This window comes from Cupriavidus sp. JZ107, assembly GCF_053903255.1.
This window is the reverse complement of the sequence record NZ_CP096481.1, coordinates 1,656,067-1,679,374: the sequence shown is the minus strand read 5'-3', so window position 1 is coordinate 1,679,374 and position 23,308 is coordinate 1,656,067. Positions and strand designations below refer to the sequence as shown.

Sequence of the window (23,308 nt, the reverse complement as noted above, 5' to 3'; positions counted from 1 at the left end):
GATCAGCCCGGGGCCGCCGGCGGCAGCGGCTGGTTCATGCCGGGCGGCATGATCGGCTGCATGCCGGCCTGGCGCACGTTCTCGGGCAGGATCTCGGTCAGGAAATCCAGGAAGCGCCGCACCGCCGGCGGCATGCCGGTCCTCGATGGGAAGACCGCGTGCAGGGTCCCGACCGGCATGCGCCATTGCGGCAGCAGCACTTCCAGCTCGCCGCGCTCGATCGCCTCGCGGCAATACATGCGCGGCAGCATCGCGACGCCGATGCCTTCGACCGCGGCCGACAGCAGCACCGCGAACTCGTCGCAGACCAGCCGGGGATCGTAGGGAATCTGCGTGGGCGGCTCGTCGCCGATCGACAGGTTCCACACATGGCGCCCATCGTGCGGCTTCTGCCCGACGCCCGGCACGCCGGCCAGCGCCTTGGGCGTGCGCGGCCGGCCGATCGCGTCGAGCAGGCCGGGGCTCGCCACCAGCGTCAGCGGACTGGAGCCAAAGGTGCGGATCGCCAGCGACGAGTCGTCGAGCACCTCGCGCACGCGCAGCGCCAGATCGTAGCCCTCCCCGATCACGTCGACGCGCCGATTGGTGGCGTCGATCTCGACCCGCACGCCGGGGTTCTCGCGCATGAAGCGCCCGATCGACGGCGCCAGGAGGTTCTGCGCGATGCCGACCGCGCAGGCGACGCGCAGATGTCCGCCGGGCTGGGCGCGCGCCTGCTCGACGACGTCGCGCGCGGCCTGCGCCTCAGACAGCATCGCCTTGCAGCGCTCGTAGAACGCCTCGCCCAGCGGCGTCACGCGGACCTGCCGCGTGGTCCGGCGCAGCAGCTGCACGCCGAGCTCCTTTTCCAGCTGGGCGATGCGCCGGCTCAGGCGCGACTTGGGCACACCGGTGGCGCGGCTGGCGGCGGAGAAGCTGCCGTGCTGGACCACCTGGGCATACAGATAGAGATCGTTGAGGTCTTGCATGGTCGCCATCGTAAGGGCTGAACGGCCGGCGTGGCCGGGGTAGCTCGTTCTATAGGCAGAACAATAATTTCCATTATGGATCACTACCGACATCAATCGCCAGCCATTATCTTTCCTCCCATCCAAACCAATTCCGATGTGGAGAGCGTGATGAAGATTCTGCAAATCGATTCGAGCGTACTGGGCGACAACTCGGTGTCGCGCAGCCTGACGGCGCAAGTGGTGGCGGATCTGCGCGCCCGCCATCCGGAGGCCACCGTGACCGTGCGCGATCTGGACAAGGAGGCGGCGCCTCACCTGTCCGGCCATCTGCTGCCGGTGCTGGGCGGCCCGAAGGAAGGGCTGGACCCGGTGCAGCAGGCCGAACTGGAGCGCACCGAGGCCTGGCTGAAGGAATTCCTCGAGGCCGACGTGCTGGTACTGGGCGTGCCGCAATACAACTTCGGCATCCCGAGCCAGCTCAAGGGCTGGATCGACCGGATCGCCCAGGCCGGCCGCACCTTCCGCTACACCGAAAACGGTCCAGTGGGCCTGGCCGGCGGCAAGAAGACCATTGTGGTGTCCTCGCGCGGCGGCGTGCGCCAGGACCCGAACGGCCTGGATCTGCACGAGGTCACGATCGACACGGTGCTGCGCTTCCTCGGCATCACGGACATCACCTATGTCCGCGCCCATGGCCTGGCGATGGGGCCGGAATACCGGACTGCCGGCCTCGATGCCGCCCAGCGCGAGCTGGCCGCGCTCAACGACGAGAACGGCCGCCTGGCCGCCTGATCGCGGCGCTGCTGACAGGCCTCTGACGGCAAGCGCCGTCAGAGGCTGCCCGACTCCCCGCAGGGAGGGATCGCGTCTATGATGGAGCGGTTCGTACCTGCGGTTTCGGCGTACGCCCACTCGGGGGAGCAGGCGCTGCCGCGCGATGCGCGGGCTGGCCGGAACCGGCCACGGCGACGGTGCCAGGCAGGCATCGCCGCGCCATCGACCCCGGAGCCCGCATGCCCTCTTCCCTGTTGCCCGCCAGCGTCGTCCCCCCTCCGCAGGAGCCGGCGCTGCTGTCCCGGTATCGCCATATCCGCGCCGCCACCGAAGCGATGGTGGCCGATATCAGCGACGCCGACGCGACGGTGCAATCGATGGACGATGCCAGCCCGGCCAAATGGCATCTGGCCCATACCACCTGGTTTTTCGAGGAATTCGTGCTGACGGCGCGCATCCCGGACTACGAGCCGGTCGATGCGCGCTACCGCTATCTGTTCAATTCGTATTACGAGGCCGTCGGCGCGCGCCATCCGCGCCCGCGCCGGGGCCTGCTGACCCGGCCCACGCTGGACGAGGTGCTGGCCTACCGGGAAGCGGTCGACGAGGCGATGTTCGATCTGCTGATGCGCGCGCAGACCGACGAGGAAGCGGCGCTGATTGAACTCGGCCTCAATCACGAACAGCAGCATCAGGAGCTGTTGCTGACCGACATCCTGCATCTGTTCGCGCAGAACCCGCTCAAGCCCGCGTTCGCGCCCGAACTGGTGGCCCCGGTGATCGCCGATCCGCGGCCCGCGCCGGAATGGCTGACCTTCTCCGGCGGCGTGGTATCGATCGGCCATGAGCTCGGCCAGGATCGCGCCGGCTTCGCGTTCGATTGCGAGGGGCCGCGGCACCAGGTGCTGCTGCGCCCCTACCAGTTGTCTTCGCACCCGGTGACCAACCGGCAGTGGTTCGAATTCATCGAGGATGGCGGCTATCGCAGCGCCGGGCTGTGGCTGTCGGACGGCTGGCGCTGGGTCGGCGAGCAAGGCATCGAGGCGCCGCTGTATTGGGAGGAGCGCGACGGCACCTGGTGGCAGATGACGCTGCGCGGCATGCATCCGGTCGATCCGGAGAGCCCGGTCACCCATATCAGCTACTACGAGGCCGATGCCTTCGCGCGCTGGGCCGAACGCCGGCTGCCGACCGAGGCCGAATGGGAGCACGCGGCGCGCAACCTGCCGGCCACCGGCAATTTCCTGGAAGGCCGCGCGCTGCGGCCGCTGCCCGACCGGCAGAACACCGCCGGCGCGCTGCGCCAGATGTACGGCGACGTTTGGGAATGGACCGCCAGCGCCTTCCTGCCTTATCCGGGCTTCCGCCCCAGCCCCGGCGCGGTCGGTGAGTACAACGGCAAATTCATGAGCAACCAGATGGTGCTGCGCGGCGGCTCGTGCGTGACACCCGAGTCCCATATCCGCGCGACCTACCGCAATTTCTTCTATCCGCACCAGCGCTGGCAGTTCACGGGCGTGCGGCTGGCGGACGATGCCTAGCCGGCCGTTGCCGCGATCCGCTTGATCGCTCGGCCGGATCGGCCGGCTGTAGCGATGGTTGGCTCCCTCTCCCGCTTGCGGGAGAGGGATGGGGAGAGGGAAATTGCGCCCGTTCTTCCGCTGCCGTCTGACATGACGAGCGCCCTTGCCCTCTCCCCCGACCCCTCTCCCGCACGCGGGAGCGGGGAGCAAACCCCGGGGTCGCTCAGGCCCGCTTCACCAACCCGCCTTCCCCTTGCCGCCGTCCATCGGCGTGTCCGGAAACTGCTTCTGCCAGCGCGAGCGCAGCCCCTGGGCGATTTCCGGCTGGTTATAACGGTCGGCGAAATCGATCGCCGTCATGCCCTGCTGGTTGCGGATCCGCAGGTCGGCGCCCTCGTCCAGCAGCAGCTTGACCGTCTCGATATGGCCGCCACGCGCGGCCATCATCAGCGGCGTGGTGCCGTTCGGGCTTTCCGCGTCGACATAGGCCGACTCTTCCAGCAGGTAGCGGACGATCTCCAGATGGCCGTTGGTGGCCGCGTAGTGCAGCGGGGTCCAACCGGTCTTGTTGATCTCGACCTGGCGCTGCTCGACCATCAGCTTGACCATGTCCAGCTGGCCTTGCAGCGCGGCCATCATCAGCGCGGTTTCGCCGGCGGCATTGGTCTTGTCGAAATCGAGGTTCTTTGCCTGGATCAATGCTTCGGCGGCCTTCAGCGACTTCTCGCGCAGCGCCGCCACCAGCAGCGGATCGCCACGGCGGTCGGTCAGGTTCGGATCGACGCCGCGCGACAGCAGCTTCCGCACTTCATAACCGTTGTCCAGTTCGACCGCCAGCCGGAGGTCGTCGGCCGGCGCCGCCAGCGCCGGCAGCGCGCCGCCGGTCAGCGCCGCGGCCAGCACCGTGGCCCGCATCGACGCCAGCAAAGGGCTGCGCAGCGACTTGATATCAAGCATTAGCAGTCCTTTCTATGTGCTTGAACAGATTAAAGAAGTTGTCCGTCGTCTGCTGCGCGACCTGCTCCACCGGCAGCCCTCGCAGCGTGGCGATGAACTCGCCGACATGCCGCACCCAGGCCGGCTCGTTGGTCTTGCCGCGGTACGGCACCGGCGCGAGATACGGCGAATCGGTCTCGATCAGCATCCGCTCGAGCGGCACCTTGCGCGCGGTCTCCTGCAGCTCGACCGCGTTCTTGAAGGTCACGATGCCCGAGAACGAGATATGGAAGCCCATGTCCAGCGCCTGCCGGGCGACGTCCCAGGTCTCGGTGAAGCAGTGCAGCACGCCGCCGACTTCGCCGGCATTCTCTTCACGCATCAGCCGCAGCGTGTCCTCGGCCGACGAACGGGTATGGATGATCAGCGGCTTGCCGGTCTGGCGCGCGGCGCGGATATGGGTGCGGAACCGCTCCCGCTGCCATTCCATCTCGTCGATGCTGCGGCCGTTGAGCCGGTAGTAGTCCAGCCCGGTCTCGCCGGTGCCGACCACGCGCGGATGGTTCGACAGCGCGACCAGCCGCTCGACCGTCGGCTCCTCGGCACCGTCCTCGTAGTCCGGATGCACGCCCACCGAGGCGTACAGGTTCGCATGCTGCTCGGCCAGCGCCAGCACGCGCGGGAAATCCTCCAGCGTCACCGAGATGCACAGCGCATGGGTGACCCGGTTCTCGCGCATATGCGCCAGCAGTTCGGGCAATCGCGCGGAAAGGTCGGGGAAATCGAGGTGGCAATGGGAATCGACAAACATGGCAGATCGGGGAATCAGGCGGATTGGGCGGACGGGGACAGATCAAGCGCTCTGGTCGACGCGCCGCCCCACGATGATCAGGTCGCGCTCGATGCCGTCGAGCACCGCGACGCGCGGCAGCTCGCCCCAGCGGGCAAAGCCGAGCCGTTCGAACAGCGCCAGGCTGGGCGCGTTATGGCCAAAGATGAAGCCGAGCAAGGTATTGACGCCGATCGCCGGCGCGTGGGCCATCGCCCGTTCCAGCAGCAGGCGGCCCAGGCCCTGCCCGCGAAAGCGCTCGTCCAGGTAAATGGACACCTCGCTGGTGGCGCCATAGGCCGGCCGGCCATAGAAATCCGAATAGCTGAGCCAGCCGGCCAGTTGGCCGCCAGCGTCCTCGACCACCCACAGCGGCCGGCGCTCCGGACCGTGCGCGTCGAACCACGGCTGACGCGAGGCGACGCTGACCGGCTCGGTGTCGGCGGTGACCATCCGCGAGGCAACCGTGCCGTTGTAGATCGCGACGATGCCGGGCAGGTCCTGGCGCTGTGCGTCGCGCACGGTGAAACCGCTTGCTTCCATGTTTCTCTTCTTTTTTAAATCAAACTGTTATGGCAGTAACTTCACGTCTTTTATGAGAAACGCGCCGCCGGTGTGAGCGATGCTTAAACCGGCTGCCGCGGGAACAGTTGCCGGTAGTCCATCAGCACCGCCTCCATCACCAGACGCGCCGCCAGCGGATGCTGCTCATGGCGGCGGTGCTGGACCAGTCGTCCGGCGAAAGCCTGCAGCCGATGCGCGTCGGTCGCCCCGGCGCAGCGCCGCAGCGCCGCCATCTCGCCCGGGAAATAGCGGGCTGCGCCCTCGCCGCCGAGGCATAGCGCCAGCAGATCGTAGGTCCAGCGCTGCAGGATGCCCAGCACCGACGGCACCGGCAGCTTCTGCAGCTGCTCGGCGGCGGCCAGCGCGTCGAGGGCCGGGCCGGTGGCGAGTTGCCCCAGCAGCCAGCGCTGCAGCGGCAGTTCTTCGGCCTCGGCCGCATGCAGCGCCGTCAAAGGGGCCCCGCCGGCCTGCGCCAGCTGGGCCGGCGCATCGGCGACACCTTGCGCGCGCAACCATTCGAGCGCAGCCTGTTCGCCCGGCCGGCGCAGCGCGACCTGGCGGCAGCGCGACAGGATGGTCGGCAGGATCCGGTCGATCCGGTCGGTGACCAGCAGGAACACCGTCGCGGGCGGCGGCTCCTCGAGCGTCTTCAGCAGCGCGTTGGCGCCTTCGTTCTGCAGTGCGTCGAGCGGGTAGATCACGACCGGCCGCAGCCCGGAGCGGTGCGTGCCGATGCCGACCGCCTCGATCAGCGCCCGTACTTGCTCCATCCGGATGATCTTGCTGGGCGCCTTCTTCTTCCCACCGCCCTCGTCGGCCTTGGCGTCGGCATCTGAATCGCCGCCTTCCATCGCCTCCGGGCGCACCACGGTGAAGTCCGGATGGTTGCCCTGGCCGAACCAGTGGCAGGCCGCGCAGGTGCCGCAGGGCTGGCCATCGGCGAGCGGGGTATCGCACAGCAGCGCCTGGGCGAAGTGCAGCGCCAGGTCGCGCTTGCCGATGCCTTGTTGGCCATGCAGCAGCAGCGCGTGCGGCAGCCGGTCGCGCAGCGCCATCAGTTGCTGCCAGTCTTCGGTTTGCCAAGGATAGAGCATGGAAATCAACGAGTTATCGGCAAAAATTGATGTTGTTTGAGAGCATGGAACGTTGTTGCGGATTCGACAACGACGATACCGCGCTCCCTATCATCGAGTCTTGATACTGTATGTGCTTCAAAGACTTGCGAGAATTTCCTCAAGCGTCTTCTGAATATCCGCGATCGGCCGCGTGCTGTCGATCAGACGGAAGCGCATCGGTGCCTCTTCTGCCCGCCTCAGGTATTCGGCCCGGGTCCGCGCAAAAAAGGCGGCCGACTCGGCCTCGAACTTGTCCGGCTCGCGCGCGCCGGCCAGGCGGGCGCTGGCGACCTCCAGCGGCACATCGAACAGCAGCGTCAGGTCCGGCTGCAGATCGCCCTGCACCCAGCGCTCCAGCGTTTCCAGCCGCTCCCGGGCCAGGCCGCGGCCGCCGCCCTGGTAGGCGAACGTCGCATCGGTAAATCGGTCGGAGATGACCCAGTCGCCGCGCGCGAGCGCCGGTTCGATGACTTCGGCCAGATGCTCGCGGCGGGCGGCAAACATCAGCAGCGCCTCGGTCTCCAGATGCATCGGCCGGTGCAGCAGCAATTGGCGCAGGTCCTCGCCCAGCGCGGTGCCGCCTGGCTCGCGGGTCGTCACCACTTGCCTGCCCTGCCCCAGCCGCTGCTGCAGGCGCTCGGCGAACCACGCCAGGTGCGTGCTCTTGCCGGCGCCGTCGATGCCTTCGAAGGTAATGAATGTTCCGCGCATGGCGATCGTGTTCGTGATTATTTGCCGCGCTGGTATTGATCGACCGCGCGATTGTGTTCGGGAAGCGAGTTGGAGAAGTGGCTGGTGCCGTCGCCGCGGGCGACGAAATACAGCGCGTCGGTCGGCGCCGGCGTGGTCGCCGCCGCCAGCGACGCCACGCCCGGCAGGGCGATCGGCGTGGGCGGCAGGCCGGTGCGGGTGTACGTATTGTACGGAGTGTCGGCCTGCAGATCGCGCTTGCGCAGGTTGCCGTCGAACACCTCGCCGATGCCGTAGATCACGGTCGGATCGGTCTGCAGCATCATGTTCTTGCGCAGCCGGTTGATGAAGACGGCGGCGATCATCGGCCGTTCGGCGGCCTGGCCGGTCTCCTTCTCGACGATCGACGCCATGATCAGCGCGTCGTAAGGCGTCTTGTACGGCAGGTCGGGCGAGCGCGCGTTCCAGGCCTCGTTCAGGCGCCGCTGCATCGCCCGGTAGGCGTGCTTGTACAGCTCCACATCGCTGCTGCCGCGGGCGAACAGATAGGTGTCGGGGAAGAACAGCCCCTCGGCCGAGGGCTCGGTGGCGCCGATCGCCTTCAGCAGGTCCGCCTCGCTCATCCCCTTGGTGTCGTGGCGCAAGGCCGGATGGGCATCGACGGCCGCGCGCATGCGGCGGAATTCCCACCCCTCGATCACCGTCAGCACATGGTGGTTGACCTCACCGCGCGCGATGCGGCCGATCACCTGCAGCGGCGTGACGCCGCTCTCGAACTGGTAGCCGCCCGCCTTCAGGCTGGCGTGGTTGCCGGTCGCCCGGGCCAGCAGCACGAACAGCCGGGTATCGATCGGCACGCCGCCGCGGGCCACCTGACGGGCGACGCTCGGCACGCTGGAATTGGGTTTGATGATCACTTCGAGCGGCGAGCTGCGCAGCGTCAGCGGCTGGTTGGCCCACCAAGCGAAGGCGCCGGCGGCGGCCAGCGCGAATGCCACGGCGGCCAGAACCAGCCGGGAGAAAAAACGTTTCATCGACAAGCTTGGGTAAGGTGCGGATAAATGCGCTCAACGGGCGGATCTGCGCGCGGATCTGCGTGCAGCCTGCGTGTATCGGTGCCGCGGGCCCTGCCGCGCAGCGCCAACAGGGCAAAGCGGCAGAGGTGGAAGGCCCCACCGGTGACCAGAAGTCGGCCGCCGGCCGCAATGGCGGCAGACCCATATAATACCGGGAGCCTTGTCAGGAGCCGCCGCTCACCGAGTCACAAGTTGTGACAGGCCCTGCACAAGCCATCCGCCAACCCGTGCCGGCCCGCGCGCCGGCTCCGAATCGAAGTCGATCCATGCACGCCCCCAATCCCGCCCGCGCCGCCCAGTTCGCCGCCCTGCGCCAGGACGGCGTCGTTTGCCGCCCCGCCGATCTGGGCCTGATCCGCGTGGCCGGCGATGATGCCGCCACCTTCCTGCACAGCCAGCTGACCAACGCCGTCGAGGACCTGCCGCAGGGGCAGGCCCGGCTGGCCGGCTATTGCTCCGCCAAGGGCCGCCTGATGGCGACGCTGCTGATCTGGCGCGACGCCCACGGCATTGCCATGCAGCTGTCGGCCGACCTGCAGCCGGCGATCCAGAAGCGGCTGACGATGTTCGTGCTGCGCGCCAAGGCCAGGCTGACGGACCTGGGTGCCGAGTCCGGCATCGTCGGCGTGGCCGGCGCCAAGGGCGACAGCGCGCTGTCGGCCGCCGGCCTGCCCGCGCCGGCAGAACCTTGGGCCACCGCCAACGCCGGCGAGGCGACCGTGATCCGCCTGCCGGATGCCGACGGCGTGCCGCGCTGGCAGATCGTGGCGCCTGCCGCGCAGGCCGATGCGCTGCGCGCATCGCTGGGCACCACGCTGCTGCAAGCCGATGCCGAACTGTGGGACTGGCTGGATATCCGCGCCGGCATTCCGCGCATCGTGGTGGCCACGCAGGAACAGTTCGTGCCGCAGATGATCAATTTCGAGCTGATCGGCGGCGTCAATTTCCGCAAGGGCTGCTATCCGGGTCAGGAAGTCGTCGCGCGCAGCCAGTACCGCGGCACGCTCAAGCGCCGCATGTGGCTGGTCAGCGGCGAAGGCGAGACGCCGGACGAAGGCGCCGAGATCTATCGTGCCGACGATCCCGGCCAGCCGAGCGGCATGATCGTCAACGCGGCGCCCAAGCCCGATGGCGCCGGCTGGGACGCGCTGGCCGAGCTGAAGATCGATGCGGCCGGCGCGAGCCTGCATCTGGGCCATGCCGAGGGGCTGGCGATCACCGTGGGCGAGCTGCCCTACCCGGTGCCGCTGCTGGCGACCGATCCGGCCGCCTGAGGCCGGCCTTCCACGGTCCGCAGCAAGACGCCGCAAGGAGACGCCACGATGAGCGACCACCTGTTCGTCTACTTCCGCGTGCGCGAGCAGGATGCCGCCGAGGCGCTGCCGCACTGGCACCGCTGGATGGCCACGGTGGCCGAAGCCACCGGGATCGGTGGTACGCTGATGCGCAGGCCCGAAACCCGCGCCGGCCTGCAGACCTGGATGGAGGCCTACGCCGACGTGCCGCCGGCCTTCGATGCGACGCTCGACGGCCTGTGGCGGCAAAGCGGTTTGCAGCACTGGCTCGAAGGCGAGCGCCAGGTCGAACGCTTCGTCGACCTGGACCTGTTGTAGCGCGGCGCCGCCCGCAGCGATGCGGCGGTCCGCAACAAGGAAAGGCTTATGTGTTTGATCCTCGTCGCCTGGCAGGCCCACCCCGACTATGCGCTGGTGGTCGCGGCCAATCGCGATGAATTCTATGTCCGCCCGGCGGCGCCGGCGCACTGGTGGGACGATGCGCCCGAAGTGCTGGCCGGCCGCGACCAGGCGGACGTGATCGGCGAGCCGGGCACCTGGATGGGCGTGACCGCGGGCGGCCGCTTTGCCGCGCTGACCAATTACCGCGCGCCTTCCGAAAAGCGCACCGATGCCCGCTCGCGCGGCGAACTCGTGGCCGGCTTCCTGCGCGGCGAGGCGTCGCCCGAGCAATACGTCGGCGATCTCGCGCGCGGCGCCGGCATCCGCAGCCCCGCCGCCTACAACGGCTTCAACCTGCTCGCGGGCGATCTCGACGCGCTGTGGTGGTACAGCAACCGCTCGCCCGACGGCGCCCCGCAGCGGCTCAAGCCCGGCCTGTACGGCCTGTCCAACGCGCTGCTCGACACGCCGTGGCCCAAGGTGCGCAGCCGCGTCGGCGCGCTGGCCGAGACGCTGGCCGCCGACACCGGCGCACCCGGCGCCAGCGTCGAGCCCTATCTGGCGCTGCTGGCCGATACGCGCCAGGCCTGCGATTTCGAACTGCCGCAGACCGGCGTCGCGCCCGAATGGGAGAAGCTGCTGTCGTCGGCCTTTATCCGTTCGCCCTCTTACGGCACGCGCGCCAGCACGGTGCTGCGCGTGCGCCACGATGGCCGCTTCGACCTGAGCGAGCGCAGCTTCGACGCGTCCGGGCCGATCGGCGAGGTCTCGTACCAGGGCCAGATGAACGTGGTCAGCAGCGCGGGCACGATTCCGGCGCCGCGCTAAAGTCCAGCTGTCGTTCCCGCGCAAGCGAGAACCCAGTGGCTTAGACAGGCGCCGCTGGCAAAGACACTGGGCCCCCGCCTGCGCGGGGGCGACAGGATATGGACTGTCAGGCGGCAAGATAGCGCCGCACCGTGCGCGCCCCGGCCAGCGCGATCCATCCCATCGTCAGCGCCACCAGGCCGAGCCCATAGCGCAGGTCGCTGGCATGCGCGACGCCGCCGATCATCACCGGACCCAGCATCAGCCCGATATAGCCGAAGCGTGCCACGCGCGAGATGCCCTCGGCCGGGGGCACACCTGGCAGCCGCGATGCCGCCACGAAGAAGATCGGAACCATATTGGCCGCCCCCAGGCCCATCATCGCGAAGCCCAGCAGGCTCGCCCACGGCGCGGGCCACAGCAGCGCCAGGCTGATGCCGACGAAGGCCAGCCAGGCGCTCGCCGTCAGCGTGCCGGCGTCGCTCCAGCGCGCCCGCGCCAGATCGCCGGTGAAGCGGCCGACCGCCATGCCGCCCGAGAACGCGGCATAGCCAAAGCTGATCCAGCCGATCGGCGCCTGCGCGATCTCGCGCATATAGACGCTGGTCCAGTCGTACATCGCGCCCTCGCCCACCAGCCCGAGAAACGCCATCAGGCCCAGCAGCCACAGCGCGCGGCCGGGGTGGTCGTGCCCCTTGCCGGCGTGCGGCGCGGTCGGGTGGTCGGGCAGCAGCCAGTGCTTCGACGCCAGCCCCACGCCGGCGGTCAGCAGCGCCATGCCGATCGCGTGCGCCAGCGGCGCGACCTGCAGCGACAGCAGCAGCCCGCCGACCGCCGCGCCGACCATGCCGCCAAGGCTGAACATGCCGTGCAGCGCGGACATGATCGGCTTGTGGCGATTCGACTCGACCGTGGCGGCCTGCGCGTTCATCGCGACATCGAACACGGCGCTGGCCATGCCGAAGGCGATCAGCGCGGGCACCAGCGCGTAGAAATGCGGCATCGCCAGGATCGCGATGGTGGCCAGCCCATAGGCGACGCCGCCCGACACGCAGGCGCGCGTGCTGCCGACCCGGGAGATCCAGCGTCCCACCGGGCCCATCGCGACGATGGCGCCGAAGGCCACCGCCAGCATCGCCATCGACAGCACGGCATCGGACAGGCCGAAGCGCGCCTTGATCGTCGGGATATGGACGCCCCAGGTGGCGAAGGTCGCGCCATTGACGAAGAACAGCGCCATCGTGGCCCAGGTGGCCGGCGCGGTACGCTGCGGCGGAGGCGGATCGGGCGGTGCGGGGGGATGCGGGGCCGAAGCGGACGGCCGCGGCAGATCGGTGGACAGGTCGTTCATGCGAGACGGTGGGTACGGCTCGGTATGGTCCTGCATGGTCTCATACCGCCGCCGCGCCGGCCGTCGGCCGATGACTGACGCGCGGGTGCTCGAGCGTCGCCCGAGCGTCGCTCGAGCGTGTTCGGCCCTTGGAGGCTAGCCTCCCAGCCGCTTGCGCATCTCGATATGGGGAATGCCGGCTTCCTCGAACGGCTCGCCGACCTGCTGGAAGCCGACGCGCGCGTAGAACGGCGCCGCATGCGACTGCGCGTTGAGCACCAGTTCGGGATAGCCGAGTGCCTCGGCCTTGGCCATCAGCGCATCGAGCACGCGGGCGCCGACGCCGGTGCCGCGCGCGCTGGCCAGCACCGCCATGCGGCCGATGTGGCCGTCCGGCAGCAGGCGGCCGGTCGCCACCGCGACGCCCTGCGCGTCATAGGCGATCGCATGCCAGCTGGGCTCGTCCCATTCGTCCCACTCGAGTTCGACCGGTACGCCCTGTTCTTCGACGAACACGGCATAGCGGATCGCGCGCGCGGTCTCGCGCGCTTCGGACCAGGGCAGCAGGCGAACGGTAAGGGTCATGATGCAGGGATGGCGCGTCGGTTGGCGAGGATCGGCATGATACCCGCGTCGGACCGATCTTTCAGCGGACCCGGGGGTGGCCCGTGCCGCGGCCCTTCATCTTGTCGAGATGGGCAGGCTTACTGCTCCGGCGCCACCGCCTCGTACGCGACGATCGCCTCGCGCACGGCCGCCGGCACCGGGGCCGAGCGCTGCGTCGCCGGATCGGCGCAGACGTAGACGATCTCGCCGGTGATCAAATGCTCGTCGCCGCGGTACATCTCGACGCGGAACAGCATGCTCGAGCGGCCGATGCGCGCGATGCGGCCGCGGATGTCGAGCATGTCGTCGAAGCGCGCCGAGCCGTGGTACTCCAGCGTCGACTTGACGACGTACATGTCCACGCCATGCGCGTGCAGGACGTCCTCGGGATAGCGAATGCCGACCGCGCGCCAGTACTCGGTCACGCAGATATCGCAATAGGTCAGGTAATGCGCGTTGAAGACGATCGACTGCGGATCGACCTCGGCCCAGCGCACGCGCAGCGGCATGCTGTGGCGAAATTCTTCCTTGGCCATGCGGGGTCCTCGGGTAAGACAGCGTCCGGGAAATTCGTCGCCCCCGCGATTGCGGGGGCCCAGCGGCTTTTCCCATTTCCGCGTGGCGCGGCAAGCCACTGGGTCCCCGCCTGCGCGGGGACGACGGGATCAACGGCCCTCGGCGAGGGCCAGCGCGCATATTGCTGCCGCGGCTTACTGCGGCCGAGCCAGGCCCAGCTTCTCGATGATCGCCTTTTCCTTCTTGACCGTATCGGCCGCGAACTTCGCGTACTGCTCGCTGTTCATGTAGAACGGCTCCATGTCGAACTTGGCCAGCGACTCGCGGTAGTTCGGCATCTCCATCGCCTGCTTGAACGCGTCATGCAGCTTCTTGACGATCTTCGGGTCGGTGCCCTTGGGCGCGGCCAGGCCGAACGGCGAGGTCTGCACGATGCCCAGGCCCAGCTCCTTGAGCGTCGGCACGTTGGGGAAGCGCGGCGAACGCTTGTCGCCCCACACCGACAGCAGGCGCAGGCGGCCCTGCTCGACGTACGGCGCCCAGGCCGGCGTGTCGGCCACCGACATCACGTGGCCGCCCAGCAGCGCCTGCATCGACTCGGAATTGCCCTTGAACGGGATGTGCGAGAACTGGACGTTCTGCTTCATCGCCAGCTCTTCCATCGTCAGATGCAGCGTCGTCATCGAGCCGGGCGTGCCGTAGGTCAGCTTGCCGGGATTGGCCTTGGCGTAGGCGATGTACTCCTGCATCGTCTTGATCGGCGAATCGGCCGGCACGACCAGGCCGAACGCATAGCCGGCCAGGTTGATCACATAGGTCAGGTCCTTGACCGGGTCCCAGTTGATCTTGGTCGTGTACGGCAGGCGGAACACCGGCAGCGGGATCTGCGCCAGCGTATAGCCGTCGGGCGGCGTGGCCTGCATCATCTGCGCCGGCAGCACGCCGCCGGCACCGGGCTTGTTCTCGACGATCACCGGTTGGCCCAGGATCTTCGAGGCGTTCTCCGCGAGCACGCGGAACGGGATATCGGTGGAACCGCCCGCGGTATAGCCGATGATGAGGCGGATCGGCTTCTGCGGGAAATTGTCCGCCTGGGCGTGGGCCGCGGGGGTGGCGGCCAGGCCGGTTACCGCGGCGGCGGCGATGGCGCCCGCGCGGGCGAGGAAGTGGCGGCGTTGCATCTGTAGTCGTCTCCTGTTGCTACAAGGTACTGCTCGGGTACTCGTGGATTGCCTGAAAAAACCGGGGTTCTGCGACCGCCTTGGCTTGGCATCGAGCGCGGCCCTAGTTGGGCGGCGCGGTGCCGAAGGCCGTCCGCAACGCGCGCACGGCATCGTCGTGCGCGCGCGCCACTGCCGGGACGAAGCGTCCCAGCTTGAAGAAATCATGGATCATGCCGGGGTAGTCCGCCACTTCTGCCGGCACGCCGGCGGCGCGCAGCTTGCCGGCATACGCGACGCCTTCGTCGTGCAACGGATCGTAGCCCGCCACCGCGATCCAGGCGGGACAGCACCCGGCCACCTCCGCACCGCTGCCGCCGCCATCGAGCGGCGCAAAGCGCCAGTCGTCGCGGCTCTGCTCGCGGTCCAGATACTGCGCGAAGAACCACTGGATCATCGACGCGGTCAGCAGATAGCCGTCGGCCAGCGCCCGCTGCGACGGCGTGTCCTGGCGCGCGCTGGTGCCCGGATACAGCAGCATCTGCAGCACCGGCGCGAGGCCGCGGTCGCGCGCCTCGACCGCACAGGCCGCCGCCAGCGTGCCGCCGGCGCTGTCGCCGCCGAGCGCGATGCGATTCGCATCCACGCCCAGCCGCGGCGCCTGCTCGAAGACCCAGTGCAGCACGTCGAACGCATCGTCGACGGCCGTGGGGAATTTCCATTGCGGTCCGAGCCGGTAGTCGACCGACAGCACCATCGCATCGGCGCGCGCGCACAGCAGCCGGCACAGCGGCTCGTGCGTGGCGATGCTGCCGACCGTGAAACCGCCGCCGTGGAAGTACAGCAGCAGCGGCAACGGCTCGGCCCAGTTCGCCTCGCGCGGCGCATAGAGCCGTACCGGAATCGGATGGCCGTCGCGCGCGGGTACCGTCATGTCCTCGACGCTGTGCACCGGCGCCGGTGCCACGTCCAGGATCAGCGCGCTCTTCTCGTAGGCGGTCTTGGCGTCGGCCGGGTCCAGATGATGCAGCGGCGGCCGCTTGGCGCGCGCCACCATATCCAGCAGCTGCGCAATCTGCGGATCGAGCGGCTGAGCCGGCATGCCGGGCACGCTGGACTGGGGCGAGGACGCGGGGAACGCGGACGGGACGGCTGACATGAAGACGAGGCGATCGATGCGGTGGATCCGGTGTAACGGTGAACTGCGCGGCTGGAATTCCGGTGAAGTTCGAATTGTGAACGAGCGTTCGATTTTAGTATGATGCCAACGCTTTGTGGGCATACCGGCATGGAAAATGTGGCAATGCGACACCGCGTTTGCCCCCTCCCCACCCGACGGAAAACGCTGCGACAATCGTCCGGGCCTGGATTTGCACCGCGGCGCCGGCATGGCAGCGCAGCACGATACGACCGCCCATCGCCCGCACCGACATAACAATCACGGAGACAAGCACGATGGCCTTTATCTATTACCTGACCCATATCCATCTCGATTTCGGCGCGGTCAAGCTGCTGAAGTCCGAATGCGAGCGCATCGGCATCCGGCGGCCGCTGCTGGTCACCGACAAGGGCGTGGTCGCCGCCGGCATCGCGCAGCGCGCCATCGACGCGCTCACCGGGCTGCCGGTGGCCGTGTTCGACGACACCCCGTCCAACCCGACCGAGGCAATGGTGCGCCAGGCCGCCGCGCAATACCGCAGCGAGGGCTGCGACGGCCTGATCGCGGTCGGCGGCGGTTCTTCGATCGATCTGGCCAAGGGCATCGCCATCCTGGCCACGCACGAGGGCGAACTGACGACCTACGCGACCATCGAGGGCGGCAGCGGCAAGATCACCGAGCGCGCCGCGCCGCTGATCGCGGTGCCGACCACCTCGGGCACCGGCAGCGAGGTCGCGCGCGGCGCGATCATCATCCTCGACGACGGGCGCAAGCTTGGCTTCCATTCCTGGCATCTGCTGCCCAAGGCGGCGATCTGCGATCCCGAGCTGACGCTGGGCCTGCCGCCGGGGTTGACCGCGGCCACCGGCATGGACGCGATCGCGCATTGCATCGAAACCTTCCTGGCCCCGGCCTTCAATCCGCCCGCCGACGGCATCGCGCTGGACGGCCTGGAGCGCGCGTGGGCCCATATCGAACGCGCGACGCGCGACGGCAGCGACCGCGAGGCGCGGCTGAACATGATGAGCGCGTCGATGCAGGGCGCGATGGCGTTCCAGAAGGGGCTCGGCTGCGTGCATTCGCTGTCGCACCCGCTCGGCGGCTTGAAGATCGACGGCCGCACCGGCCTGCATCACGGCACGCTGAACGCGGTGGTGATGCCCGCGGTGCTGCGCTTCAATGCCGATGCGCCGAGCATCGTGCGCGAGGACCGCTATGGCCGCCTGCGCCGCGCCATGCATCTGCCTGCCGACGCCGATGTCGCGCAGGCGGTGTACGACATGACCGCACGGCTGGGCCTGCCGACCGGGCTGGCCGCGATGGGCGTCACCGAGGCGATGTTCGACAAGGTCGTGGCCGGCGCGCTGGCCGACCATTGCCACAAGACCAATCCGAAGGAGGCCAGCGCCGACGACTACCGGCGTATGCTGGCGGAATCGATGTAGGGCTCAATCGCTGCAAGCCGCGGTTGATGTAAGCCGCAGTGGATGTAAGACGCAGTCGGTGTAGGGCGCAATCGTGTAAGGCTCGATCCGATGCCACCCGCATCGGGCGCAAGGAGGCAGGCATGGCTGGCGAACACTTGCAGGTGGTGCACGGCGATATCACGCGGATGGAGGTCGATGCCATCGTCAACGCGGCCAACAGCGGGCTGCTGGGCGGAGGCGGCGTCGATGGCGCGATCCACGGCGCCGGCGGTCCGGCGATCATGGCGGCCTGCCGCGAGATCCGCGATCGCGAGGGCGGCTGCCCGACCGGCGAGGCGGTGATCACGACCGGCGGCCTGCTGCCGGCGCCCTATGTGATCCACGCGGTCGGCCCGGTCTGGCGCGGGGGCAACGACAACGAGGACGCGTTGCTGGCCAGCGCCTATCGCAGCAGCATCAAGCGCGCGGCCGAGCATCGGCTGCGCACGCTGGCGTTCCCCAATATCAGCACCGGGGTCTACGGCTTTCCGCGCGAACGTGCCGCCGATATCGCGATCGCCGCGGTGCGCGAGGCGCTGGCCGACGCCGACACGATCGAACAGGTGACCTTCGTCTGCTTCGACGACGAGAACTACCGGCTGTATCGGGAGCGGCTGGGGGCGTTTGGCGGGCTTTGACGGTGGCGGGATGGCGGGCGCTGCTTGCCCTCTCCCCCAACCCCTCTCCCGCTCGCGGGAGAGGGGAGCCAACACCCGGCAATGCAAGAACGCCCGCGACACCACTTGTGCCCGCAAACCGAACTCCCCTCTCCCGCTTGCGGGAGAGGGGTCGGGGGAGAGGGCAGCGGCGCTCGCCACCCTACCCCATCCCGCTACCCCAACGCGCTCCGAATCAATAGATTGATCCGCTCCGGCTGCTCGTGCACGACCCAGTGGGTGCCTTCGGGAATCCGTTCGAGCCGCAGCTGTGGCACGAAGCGGTCGAGCCCGTCGACCAGCGACTTCGGCAGCGCGCGATCGTTCTCGCCCCAGATCACCAGCGTCGGCACGCGCACGACGAAGGCCTCCGGATCGAGGCGCGACAGATCGGGCGGCGGCTCGCCCGGCGCCGGCGGATGCAGCGGCGAGGCGCGATAGTAGTTGACGCTGCCGGTCAGCGGATGCGAACCGCCCTCGCCCGGCTGCGACCACGCGGCCAGATACTTGTCGCGCGTGTCGCCGCTGAACCAGTCGGGCGGCGCGTCGCCGCCCGACAGCAAGGCGGCCAGCTTCGCATGGTTGTCGGCCGCCAGCACCTCCTCGCAGCCCGGCTTGCGCAGCCAGTTCATATAGGCCGATGCCGCCTGCTGCCGCGGATCCTCGGCCAGCGCCCGGGCGAACAGATACGGGTGCGGCGCGTTGACGATGACCAGCTGCTGCACCAGCGACGGATACTGGATCGCCAGGTTCCAGCACACCGCCCCGCCCCAGTCGTGCGCCACCACCACGCAGCGGTCATAGCCCAGCGCCGCGATGAACTGGACCAGATCCTCGACCAGATGGCGCGGCTTGTAGGCCTCGACCGCGGCCGGCTTGCTCGACAGATTGAAGCCGCGCAAATCCGGCGCAACCGCGAAATGGGTCTGGCCGAATTCGGCGAGCTGGGCCTCCCACGCGTACCAGAACTCGGGGAAGCCATGGACAAAGAGCATCAACGGCTTGCCGCGCTGCCCCGCGCTGGCATAGTGCAGCCGCGTGCCATTCGGCAGCGAGGCGTACTGCAGATGATGGATCACTGCCGATGTGCTCATGGTCTCCTCTCTGTGTGGTGCAAATGCCGTCGTCCCCGCGAAGGCGGGGACCCAGTGGCTCCCGGCGACGCGGAGAAAGTCACTGGGCCCCGCCTTCGCGGGCGACGAGCGTGGTCGTCAATGGAACGGCATGCACGCTCCATGCCTGCGGCGCGAAGCGCCTGCCTCAGCCGCGCAGCGCCGCCACCAGCTCGTCGCGCACCTGCGGCTTGCCGGCGAACGGGTCGCCGGGATTGCGCTGCCCGACGATGTCCTCGAAACGCTGCTGCACCGGCGCCAGCGCGTGCGGATGCGAATAGATGTAGAAGCGCTGCTCGCGGATCGCGTCGAAGGTCATCCGCGCCACGTCCTCCGCGCTTACCTTGCCCGACGTGACGGCCTTGTCCGACAGCGCTTGGGCAACCAGCTGCGAGCGCGTCGGCGGCGCCTCGTTGCTCAGGTCCGCCGGGCGATTGCGGTGCGACTGGTGAATGCCGGTCGGCACGAAATACGGGCACAGCAGCGAGCAATGCACCTGTTCGGTCACCAGCGCCAGGTCCTGGTACAGCGACTCGGACAGCGACACCACCGCGTGCTTGGACACGTTGTAGATGCCCATCGCCGGCGGGTTCAGCAGCCCCGCCATCGATGCGGTATTGACGATATGGCCTTCGTACGAGGCATCGCGCGCGGCCGCCTCGAGCATCAGCGGCGTGAAGATGCGCACGCCGTGGATCACGCCGTGCAGGTTGACGCCGAGCACCCAGTCCCAGTCCTTCTGCGAGTTCTCCCAGACCAGCCCGCCGGCGCCGACGCCGGCATTGTTGAACAGCAGGTTGACCTCGCCGAACGCCTCGATCGCGGCATCGGCCAGCGCCTGCACCTGCTCGGCCTGCGAGACGTCGACGCGCAGCCCGATCACGCGGGCGCCCTGCCCGCGCAGTTCGGCCACGGTCGCATCGAGCGCATCCTGCTGGACGTCGGCCAGCACCAGCCGCATGCCGAGCGCCGCGCCAAGGCGCGCGAATTCCTTGCCGAATCCCGACGCGCCGCCGGTGATCACGGCCACCCTTTCCTGGAACTGTTTCATCGTGGTCTCCTGGTGGTCCCCTTCGCGCGTCAGTCGAGCAGGTCGGGCTGTTCCTTGACGATGCGCGCGTACAGCGGCTGGAACTGGAACCAGCCGGCCTGGGCGGTGCCGACGATCGAGTACGCCTGGCGCGCCGCCGCGTCCGAGATCGTCTTCGGCGCGCCGCCGGTGCGCGCCGCGGCCGCCTCGGCCAGCAGCTGCACCTGGCACGAGCGCTCCATCGTGATGAACCACCAGGCCGCTTCGTCGACCGTGCGGCCCACGGTCAGCAGACCGTGGTTCTGCAGGATCACGGCCTTGTTGGGCCCCAGCGCATTGGCGATGCGCTGGCCCTCGTCGAGCTCGACCACCACACCGCCGAAGTCATCGTAGACCGCGTGGTCCTGGTAGAACGCGCAGACGTCCTGCGTCAGCGGATCGAGCGGCCGGCCCAGCGTCGACCAGGCGCGCCCGTAGGTGCTGTGCGAATGCGCGGCTGCGACTGCGTCCTCGCGGGTCTGGTGCACACGCGAATGGATCGCGAAGGCGGCGGCGTTGACCGGGTGATCGCCCTCGACCACGTTGCCGTGGTGGTCGCAGCGGATCAGGTTCGACACCTTGACCTGGCTGAAGTGGACGCCGAACGGGTTGACCCAGAAGGTGTCCGTAAACTCGGGGTCGCGCGCGGTGATATGACCGGCCACGCCCTCGTCGAAACCGAACTTCGAGAACAGCCGGAAGGCCGCCGCGAGCCGCTGCTTGCGGTGCAGGCGCTCCTCGGCGTGGGTCTCGAAGCGCGGCGGACGCGGCAACACGCGGTACTTGGCCTTGATTTCCTCGGGCAGATCGGCGCCGATCTCGTCGGCGCGGCCGGCACGCTGCGGTGCCTGGATGGGAGCGTTCATCGCGGTCTCCTGCATTAAAGGGCGGGGAAAGAGCGGAGAAGGAGCCGGCCGATCAGATCAGCTTGACCAGCTGCTTGCCGAAGTTCTTGCCCTTGAGCAGGCCCATGAAGGCCTCGGGCGCGCTCTCCAGCCCCTGCGCCACGCTCTCGCGGAACTTCAGCTTGCCCTGCGCCACCGCGCCGCCGAGCTCGGACAGCGCCTGCGGCCATACGTCCATGTGCTCGGAAACGATGAAGCCCTCGATCTTCAGCCGCGACACCAGGATCAGCTGCGGGTTCTTCATCGGCAGCGGCTCGCCGTCATAGCCGGCGATCATGCCGCACACCGCGATGCGGCCGAACGCGTTCATCCGCGACAGCACGGCATCGAGGATCTCGCCGCCGACGTTCTCGAAGTAGCCGTCGACGCCCTGCGGCGTGGCTTCCTTCAGCATCGCGTACAGCGCCTTCGGGTCGGACGCGGCCTTGTAGTCGACGCAGGCATCGAAGCCCAGCTCGTTGACCACGTAGTCGCACTTCTCCTTGCCGCCGGCGATGCCGACCGCGCGGCACCCGGCCATCTTGGCCAGCTGCCCGACCACGCTGCCCACCGCGCCCGAGGCCGCGCTGACCACCACGGTCTCGCCCGCCTTCGGCGCGATGATGCGGTTCAGGCCGTACCAGGCGGTGACGCCGGGCATGCCGACCGCGCCCAGATAGGCCGACAGCGGGATCTTGCTGGTGTCGACCTTCTGCATGCCGCTGCCGTCGCTGACGCCCATCTCCTGCCAGCCGAACATGCCCAGCACCTTGTCGCCGACCGCGTACTTCGGATTGCGCGAGGCCACCACCTCGCCGACGGTGCCGCCGATCATCACCTCGTCCAGCGGCTGTGGTGTCGCGTAGGACTTGCCTTCGTTCATGCGGCCGCGCATGTACGGATCGAGCGACAGATAGTGGTTGCGGACCAGCACCTGGCCGTCGGCCAGCTCGGGCACCGGCACCTGCTCGAGCCGGAAGTTGTCCGGCGAGACGGCGCCGCTGGGACGGGAGGCGAGGACGATGCGCTTGTAGGTATCGGACATGGGCGGTTCCTTTGTCAGGGAGTCGTGGGACGTTGGACTTCGATGTTGGCGTCGGGTTTGGTGTCGACCCAGCCGCTCAGCGCTGCATCAGCGCGAGCGCCAGCGCACGATAGGCGCGCAGCGTGATCGGGTCATTCGCGGCATTGCCGGCGATCGGGTGCGAGGCATAGCGCACGATGGTCATCTCGGCCTTCGGGTCGACATGGATGCGCTGGCCGAAGATGCCGCGCGCCTCGAACACGCCGTGATCGTCGTGCGAGACCCACCACATGTCGCGATAGCTCCAGCCAGGCAGATGAGCATAGACCGATTTGGCGAACTTCGCGCGGTCGCCGCCGCCGCGGATCTCGGCCACCACCGCGCCGGGGATCACCTGGCGGCCGTTGAAGCGCCCGTCGTTGCGCATCGCCTCGCCGAAGCGGGCCAGGTCGCGCAGCGTGGTGCTGATCGCCCCGCCGCCGCCCGGCGTGCCGATGCTGTCGACGGTGAAGTAGGCGTCCTCCTCGGCGCCGAGCGGCTGCCACAGCTTGTCGGACATCAGCTTCGGCAGCGGCACGCCCGATGCGCGCTGGACGATCCACGCCAGCACCTCGGCATTGACGGTCTTGTAGGCGAAGGCGCGGTCGTGCTCGCCCTCCTTGCGCAGCGTGGTCAGGAACTCGTAGAAGGTACGCGGGCCCGCATAGTCGGGCGCGCGCGGGATCATGCCGCCGGCGCGCGCATAGTCGTTGACCTCGGCCTTCGGATCGGCGTAGTCCTCTGAGAATCTGACGCCGATCGTCATGTCCATCACCTGGCGCACGGTGGCGTCACCATAGGCGGTGTCGGCGAGCTCCGGCACGTAGCGCGTGACCGGCGCGCTCGGGTCCAGCTTGCCCTCGACGGCGAGCATCGCCGCCAGCGTGCCGACGAAGCTCTTGGTGATCGAGAACGCGGCGTGCGGCAGCTGTGGCTGCAGCGCGCCGAAGTATTTCTCGTAGACGACCTTGCCCTTGTGCATCACCAGGATGCCGTCGGTATAGGTCAGCGCCAGCATGTCGGCGAAGGTGCGGCGCGTGCCATCGGCATCGACGAACGGAACGCCGCCGATATCGCGCTCGGCGCGTGGCAGTGCCGAGACCGGGCCCGGGCCGCGCCAGACCGAAACGGTCGGCACCAGCTCGCGCACATGCGAGAAGGTCCAGCGGTGCCGTGGGAAACCGTTGCTCTTGCCGCTGAAGCTGATGACCTTGTCCGGCGCCGGCGGAAAGCCCTGCATCCATCCCAGCGTGATGGGATCGGTCGCGGCGGCATCGGCGTAGGTGCGTGCCGGCGGGGTCTGTGCTTGCGTGGGATTCGTCATGGCGGTCAGCAGCGCGGCCGCGA

General features: G+C 68.6%; 24 protein-coding genes. 7 read left to right on the top strand and 17 right to left on the bottom strand.

Translation table 11 applies throughout. The features are described 5' to 3' along the window. Nucleotides 1-2 precede the first annotated feature (2 nt). A complete protein-coding gene (locus M1D55_RS17010; protein ID WP_064573831.1) occupies nt 3-968 on the bottom strand; it encodes a LysR substrate-binding domain-containing protein in 966 nt (321 codons plus the stop codon). Nucleotides 969-1,118: 150 nt separating this feature from the next. Between M1D55_RS17010 and M1D55_RS17005 the strand changes: the two genes are divergently transcribed. Both M1D55_RS17005 and egtB read left to right on the top strand, forming a co-directional pair. Then, nucleotides 1,119-1,742, top strand: coding sequence for an FMN-dependent NADH-azoreductase (locus M1D55_RS17005; protein ID WP_064573532.1), 624 nt, complete (start codon nt 1,119-1,121; stop codon nt 1,740-1,742). Nucleotides 1,743-1,963: 221 nt separating this feature from the next. Further along, on the top strand, nt 1,964-3,265 hold the full coding sequence (gene egtB, locus M1D55_RS17000; protein WP_023263599.1) for an ergothioneine biosynthesis protein EgtB: 1,302 nt from the start codon (nt 1,964-1,966) through the stop codon (nt 3,263-3,265). A 216-nt stretch (nt 3,266-3,481) separates the two neighbouring features. On the opposite strand, the gene M1D55_RS16995 is transcribed toward egtB, so the two are convergent. From M1D55_RS16995 to mltG, 6 genes are all read right to left on the bottom strand, one after another. After that, nucleotides 3,482-4,204 (bottom strand): ankyrin repeat domain-containing protein, encoded by a 723-nt coding sequence (locus M1D55_RS16995; protein ID WP_456282678.1) that lies wholly within the window; start codon nt 4,202-4,204, stop codon nt 3,482-3,484. Continuing rightward, nucleotides 4,197-4,994 carry a TatD family hydrolase gene (locus tag M1D55_RS16990; RefSeq protein ID WP_232205672.1) on the bottom strand — a complete coding sequence of 266 codons (798 nt, stop codon included), beginning with the start codon at nt 4,992-4,994 and terminating at the stop codon, nt 4,197-4,199. The genes M1D55_RS16995 and M1D55_RS16990 overlap by 8 nt, the downstream gene beginning before the upstream one ends. Before the next feature lie 42 nt (nt 4,995-5,036). Further along, a complete protein-coding gene (locus tag M1D55_RS16985; protein WP_232205673.1) occupies nt 5,037-5,555 on the bottom strand; it encodes a GNAT family N-acetyltransferase in 519 nt (172 codons plus the stop codon). Between the two features lie 83 nt (nt 5,556-5,638). Further along, nucleotides 5,639-6,670: a DNA polymerase III subunit delta' gene (locus M1D55_RS16980; RefSeq protein WP_456282677.1), complete on the bottom strand. Its 1,032-nt coding sequence runs from the start codon at nt 6,668-6,670 to the stop codon at nt 5,639-5,641. Nucleotides 6,671-6,787: 117 nt separating this feature from the next. Next, a complete protein-coding gene (tmk, locus tag M1D55_RS16975) occupies nt 6,788-7,402 on the bottom strand; it encodes a dTMP kinase (protein WP_064573519.1) in 615 nt (204 codons plus the stop codon). Nucleotides 7,403-7,419: 17 nt separating this feature from the next. Beyond that, nucleotides 7,420-8,415: an endolytic transglycosylase MltG gene (gene mltG / locus M1D55_RS16970; protein ID WP_006578264.1), complete on the bottom strand. Its 996-nt coding sequence runs from the start codon at nt 8,413-8,415 to the stop codon at nt 7,420-7,422. A 308-nt stretch (nt 8,416-8,723) separates the two neighbouring features. Here mltG and ygfZ point away from each other — a divergent pair, with 308 nt between their 5' ends. Genes ygfZ through M1D55_RS16955 form a run of 3 tightly spaced genes read left to right on the top strand, consistent with a single transcriptional unit; the run spans nt 8,724 to nt 10,961 of the window. Beyond that, nucleotides 8,724-9,731: a CAF17-like 4Fe-4S cluster assembly/insertion protein YgfZ gene (gene ygfZ / locus M1D55_RS16965; protein ID WP_456282676.1), complete on the top strand. Its 1,008-nt coding sequence runs from the start codon at nt 8,724-8,726 to the stop codon at nt 9,729-9,731. A gap of 48 nt (nt 9,732-9,779) precedes the next feature. After that, entirely contained in the window at nt 9,780-10,070 is a 291-nt protein-coding gene (locus tag M1D55_RS16960; RefSeq protein WP_006579545.1) for a DUF4936 family protein, read from the top strand. A gap of 48 nt (nt 10,071-10,118) precedes the next feature. Beyond that, nucleotides 10,119-10,961, top strand: a complete 843-nt coding sequence (locus tag M1D55_RS16955; protein ID WP_456282675.1) for an NRDE family protein — start codon at nt 10,119-10,121, stop codon at nt 10,959-10,961. Nucleotides 10,962-11,067: 106 nt separating this feature from the next. Here M1D55_RS16955 and M1D55_RS16950 read toward each other — a convergent pair whose 3' ends face one another. From M1D55_RS16950 to M1D55_RS16930, 5 genes are all read right to left on the bottom strand, one after another. Then, nucleotides 11,068-12,180 carry an MFS transporter gene (locus M1D55_RS16950; protein ID WP_456282724.1) on the bottom strand — a complete coding sequence of 371 codons (1,113 nt, stop codon included), beginning with the start codon at nt 12,178-12,180 and terminating at the stop codon, nt 11,068-11,070. Between the two features lie 246 nt (nt 12,181-12,426). Beyond that, complete coding sequence (locus tag M1D55_RS16945) at nt 12,427-12,855, bottom strand: GNAT family N-acetyltransferase (RefSeq protein WP_006579547.1); 429 nt, start codon at nt 12,853-12,855, stop codon at nt 12,427-12,429. Nucleotides 12,856-12,974: 119 nt separating this feature from the next. Next, entirely contained in the window at nt 12,975-13,412 is a 438-nt protein-coding gene (locus M1D55_RS16940; RefSeq protein WP_456282674.1) for a YbgC/FadM family acyl-CoA thioesterase, read from the bottom strand. Between the two features lie 174 nt (nt 13,413-13,586). Next, nucleotides 13,587-14,573 (bottom strand): tripartite tricarboxylate transporter substrate binding protein, encoded by a 987-nt coding sequence (locus tag M1D55_RS16935; RefSeq protein ID WP_064573510.1) that lies wholly within the window; start codon nt 14,571-14,573, stop codon nt 13,587-13,589. 103 nt (nt 14,574-14,676) lie between these two features. Continuing rightward, nucleotides 14,677-15,654 (bottom strand): alpha/beta hydrolase, encoded by a 978-nt coding sequence (locus M1D55_RS16930; RefSeq protein WP_456282723.1) that lies wholly within the window; start codon nt 15,652-15,654, stop codon nt 14,677-14,679. 353 nt (nt 15,655-16,007) lie between these two features. On the opposite strand from M1D55_RS16930, the gene M1D55_RS16925 reads away from it, so the two are divergent. Together M1D55_RS16925 and M1D55_RS16920 are read left to right on the top strand one after the other, a co-directional pair. Then, nucleotides 16,008-17,156: an iron-containing alcohol dehydrogenase gene (locus M1D55_RS16925; RefSeq protein ID WP_456282673.1), complete on the top strand. Its 1,149-nt coding sequence runs from the start codon at nt 16,008-16,010 to the stop codon at nt 17,154-17,156. Nucleotides 17,157-17,278: 122 nt separating this feature from the next. Further along, the gene (locus M1D55_RS16920) at nt 17,279-17,815 is read left to right on the top strand and encodes an O-acetyl-ADP-ribose deacetylase (RefSeq protein WP_456282672.1); all 537 of its coding nucleotides are present in this window, start codon (nt 17,279-17,281) and stop codon (nt 17,813-17,815) included. 194 nt (nt 17,816-18,009) lie between these two features. On the opposite strand, the gene M1D55_RS16915 is transcribed toward M1D55_RS16920, so the two are convergent. The 5 genes from M1D55_RS16915 to M1D55_RS16895 all read right to left on the bottom strand — a co-directional run bounded on the left by M1D55_RS16915 (nt 18,010) and on the right by M1D55_RS16895 (nt 23,285). Continuing rightward, nucleotides 18,010-18,927, bottom strand: a complete 918-nt coding sequence (locus M1D55_RS16915; protein WP_064573505.1) for an alpha/beta fold hydrolase — start codon at nt 18,925-18,927, stop codon at nt 18,010-18,012. A 166-nt stretch (nt 18,928-19,093) separates the two neighbouring features. Beyond that, complete coding sequence (locus tag M1D55_RS16910; protein ID WP_064573501.1) at nt 19,094-19,996, bottom strand: SDR family oxidoreductase; 903 nt, start codon at nt 19,994-19,996, stop codon at nt 19,094-19,096. Nucleotides 19,997-20,025: 29 nt separating this feature from the next. Then, entirely contained in the window at nt 20,026-20,880 is an 855-nt protein-coding gene (locus tag M1D55_RS16905) for a class II aldolase/adducin family protein (RefSeq protein WP_064573499.1), read from the bottom strand. A gap of 52 nt (nt 20,881-20,932) precedes the next feature. Next, entirely contained in the window at nt 20,933-21,943 is a 1,011-nt protein-coding gene (locus M1D55_RS16900) for an NADP-dependent oxidoreductase (protein WP_456282671.1), read from the bottom strand. Nucleotides 21,944-22,019: 76 nt separating this feature from the next. Further along, nucleotides 22,020-23,285 carry a serine hydrolase domain-containing protein gene (locus tag M1D55_RS16895; RefSeq protein ID WP_052511281.1) on the bottom strand — a complete coding sequence of 422 codons (1,266 nt, stop codon included), beginning with the start codon at nt 23,283-23,285 and terminating at the stop codon, nt 22,020-22,022. Between the last annotated feature and the right edge of the window lie 23 nt (nt 23,286-23,308).

Excerpts from the sequence above, each read along its gene's own strand:
- M1D55_RS17005 (WP_064573532.1), top strand. The coding sequence starts at position 1,119 with ATGAAGATTCTGCAAATCGATTCGAGCGTACTGGGCGACAACTCGGTG.
- M1D55_RS16955 (WP_456282675.1), top strand. The coding sequence starts at position 10,119 with ATGTGTTTGATCCTCGTCGCCTGGCAGGCCCACCCCGACTATGCGCTG.
- M1D55_RS16995 (WP_456282678.1), bottom strand. The coding sequence starts at position 4,204 with ATGCTTGATATCAAGTCGCTGCGCAGCCCTTTGCTGGCGTCGATGCGG.
- M1D55_RS16940 (WP_456282674.1), bottom strand. The coding sequence starts at position 13,412 with ATGGCCAAGGAAGAATTTCGCCACAGCATGCCGCTGCGCGTGCGCTGG.
- M1D55_RS16985 (WP_232205673.1), bottom strand. The coding sequence starts at position 5,555 with ATGGAAGCAAGCGGTTTCACCGTGCGCGACGCACAGCGCCAGGACCTG.
- M1D55_RS16950 (WP_456282724.1), bottom strand. The coding sequence starts at position 12,180 with ATGGCGCTGTTCTTCGTCAATGGCGCGACCTTCGCCACCTGGGGCGTC.
- M1D55_RS16895 (WP_052511281.1), bottom strand. The coding sequence starts at position 23,285 with ATGACGAATCCCACGCAAGCACAGACCCCGCCGGCACGCACCTACGCC.
- M1D55_RS16925 (WP_456282673.1), top strand. The coding sequence starts at position 16,008 with ATGGCCTTTATCTATTACCTGACCCATATCCATCTCGATTTCGGCGCG.
- M1D55_RS17010 (WP_064573831.1), bottom strand. The coding sequence starts at position 968 with ATGCAAGACCTCAACGATCTCTATCTGTATGCCCAGGTGGTCCAGCAC.
- M1D55_RS16945 (WP_006579547.1), bottom strand. The coding sequence starts at position 12,855 with ATGACCCTTACCGTTCGCCTGCTGCCCTGGTCCGAAGCGCGCGAGACC.
- M1D55_RS16960 (WP_006579545.1), top strand. The coding sequence starts at position 9,780 with ATGAGCGACCACCTGTTCGTCTACTTCCGCGTGCGCGAGCAGGATGCC.
- mltG (WP_006578264.1), bottom strand. The coding sequence starts at position 8,415 with ATGAAACGTTTTTTCTCCCGGCTGGTTCTGGCCGCCGTGGCATTCGCG.
- M1D55_RS16900 (WP_456282671.1), bottom strand. The coding sequence starts at position 21,943 with ATGTCCGATACCTACAAGCGCATCGTCCTCGCCTCCCGTCCCAGCGGC.
- M1D55_RS16990 (WP_232205672.1), bottom strand. The coding sequence starts at position 4,994 with ATGTTTGTCGATTCCCATTGCCACCTCGATTTCCCCGACCTTTCCGCG.
- M1D55_RS16935 (WP_064573510.1), bottom strand. The coding sequence starts at position 14,573 with ATGCAACGCCGCCACTTCCTCGCCCGCGCGGGCGCCATCGCCGCCGCC.
- M1D55_RS16910 (WP_064573501.1), bottom strand. The coding sequence starts at position 19,996 with ATGAAACAGTTCCAGGAAAGGGTGGCCGTGATCACCGGCGGCGCGTCG.
- M1D55_RS16920 (WP_456282672.1), top strand. The coding sequence starts at position 17,279 with ATGGCTGGCGAACACTTGCAGGTGGTGCACGGCGATATCACGCGGATG.
- tmk (WP_064573519.1), bottom strand. The coding sequence starts at position 7,402 with ATGCGCGGAACATTCATTACCTTCGAAGGCATCGACGGCGCCGGCAAG.
- M1D55_RS16930 (WP_456282723.1), bottom strand. The coding sequence starts at position 15,654 with ATGCCGGCTCAGCCGCTCGATCCGCAGATTGCGCAGCTGCTGGATATG.
- M1D55_RS16980 (WP_456282677.1), bottom strand. The coding sequence starts at position 6,670 with ATGCTCTATCCTTGGCAAACCGAAGACTGGCAGCAACTGATGGCGCTG.
- M1D55_RS16915 (WP_064573505.1), bottom strand. The coding sequence starts at position 18,927 with ATGAGCACATCGGCAGTGATCCATCATCTGCAGTACGCCTCGCTGCCG.
- ygfZ (WP_456282676.1), top strand. The coding sequence starts at position 8,724 with ATGCACGCCCCCAATCCCGCCCGCGCCGCCCAGTTCGCCGCCCTGCGC.
- M1D55_RS16905 (WP_064573499.1), bottom strand. The coding sequence starts at position 20,880 with ATGAACGCTCCCATCCAGGCACCGCAGCGTGCCGGCCGCGCCGACGAG.
- egtB (WP_023263599.1), top strand. The coding sequence starts at position 1,964 with ATGCCCTCTTCCCTGTTGCCCGCCAGCGTCGTCCCCCCTCCGCAGGAG.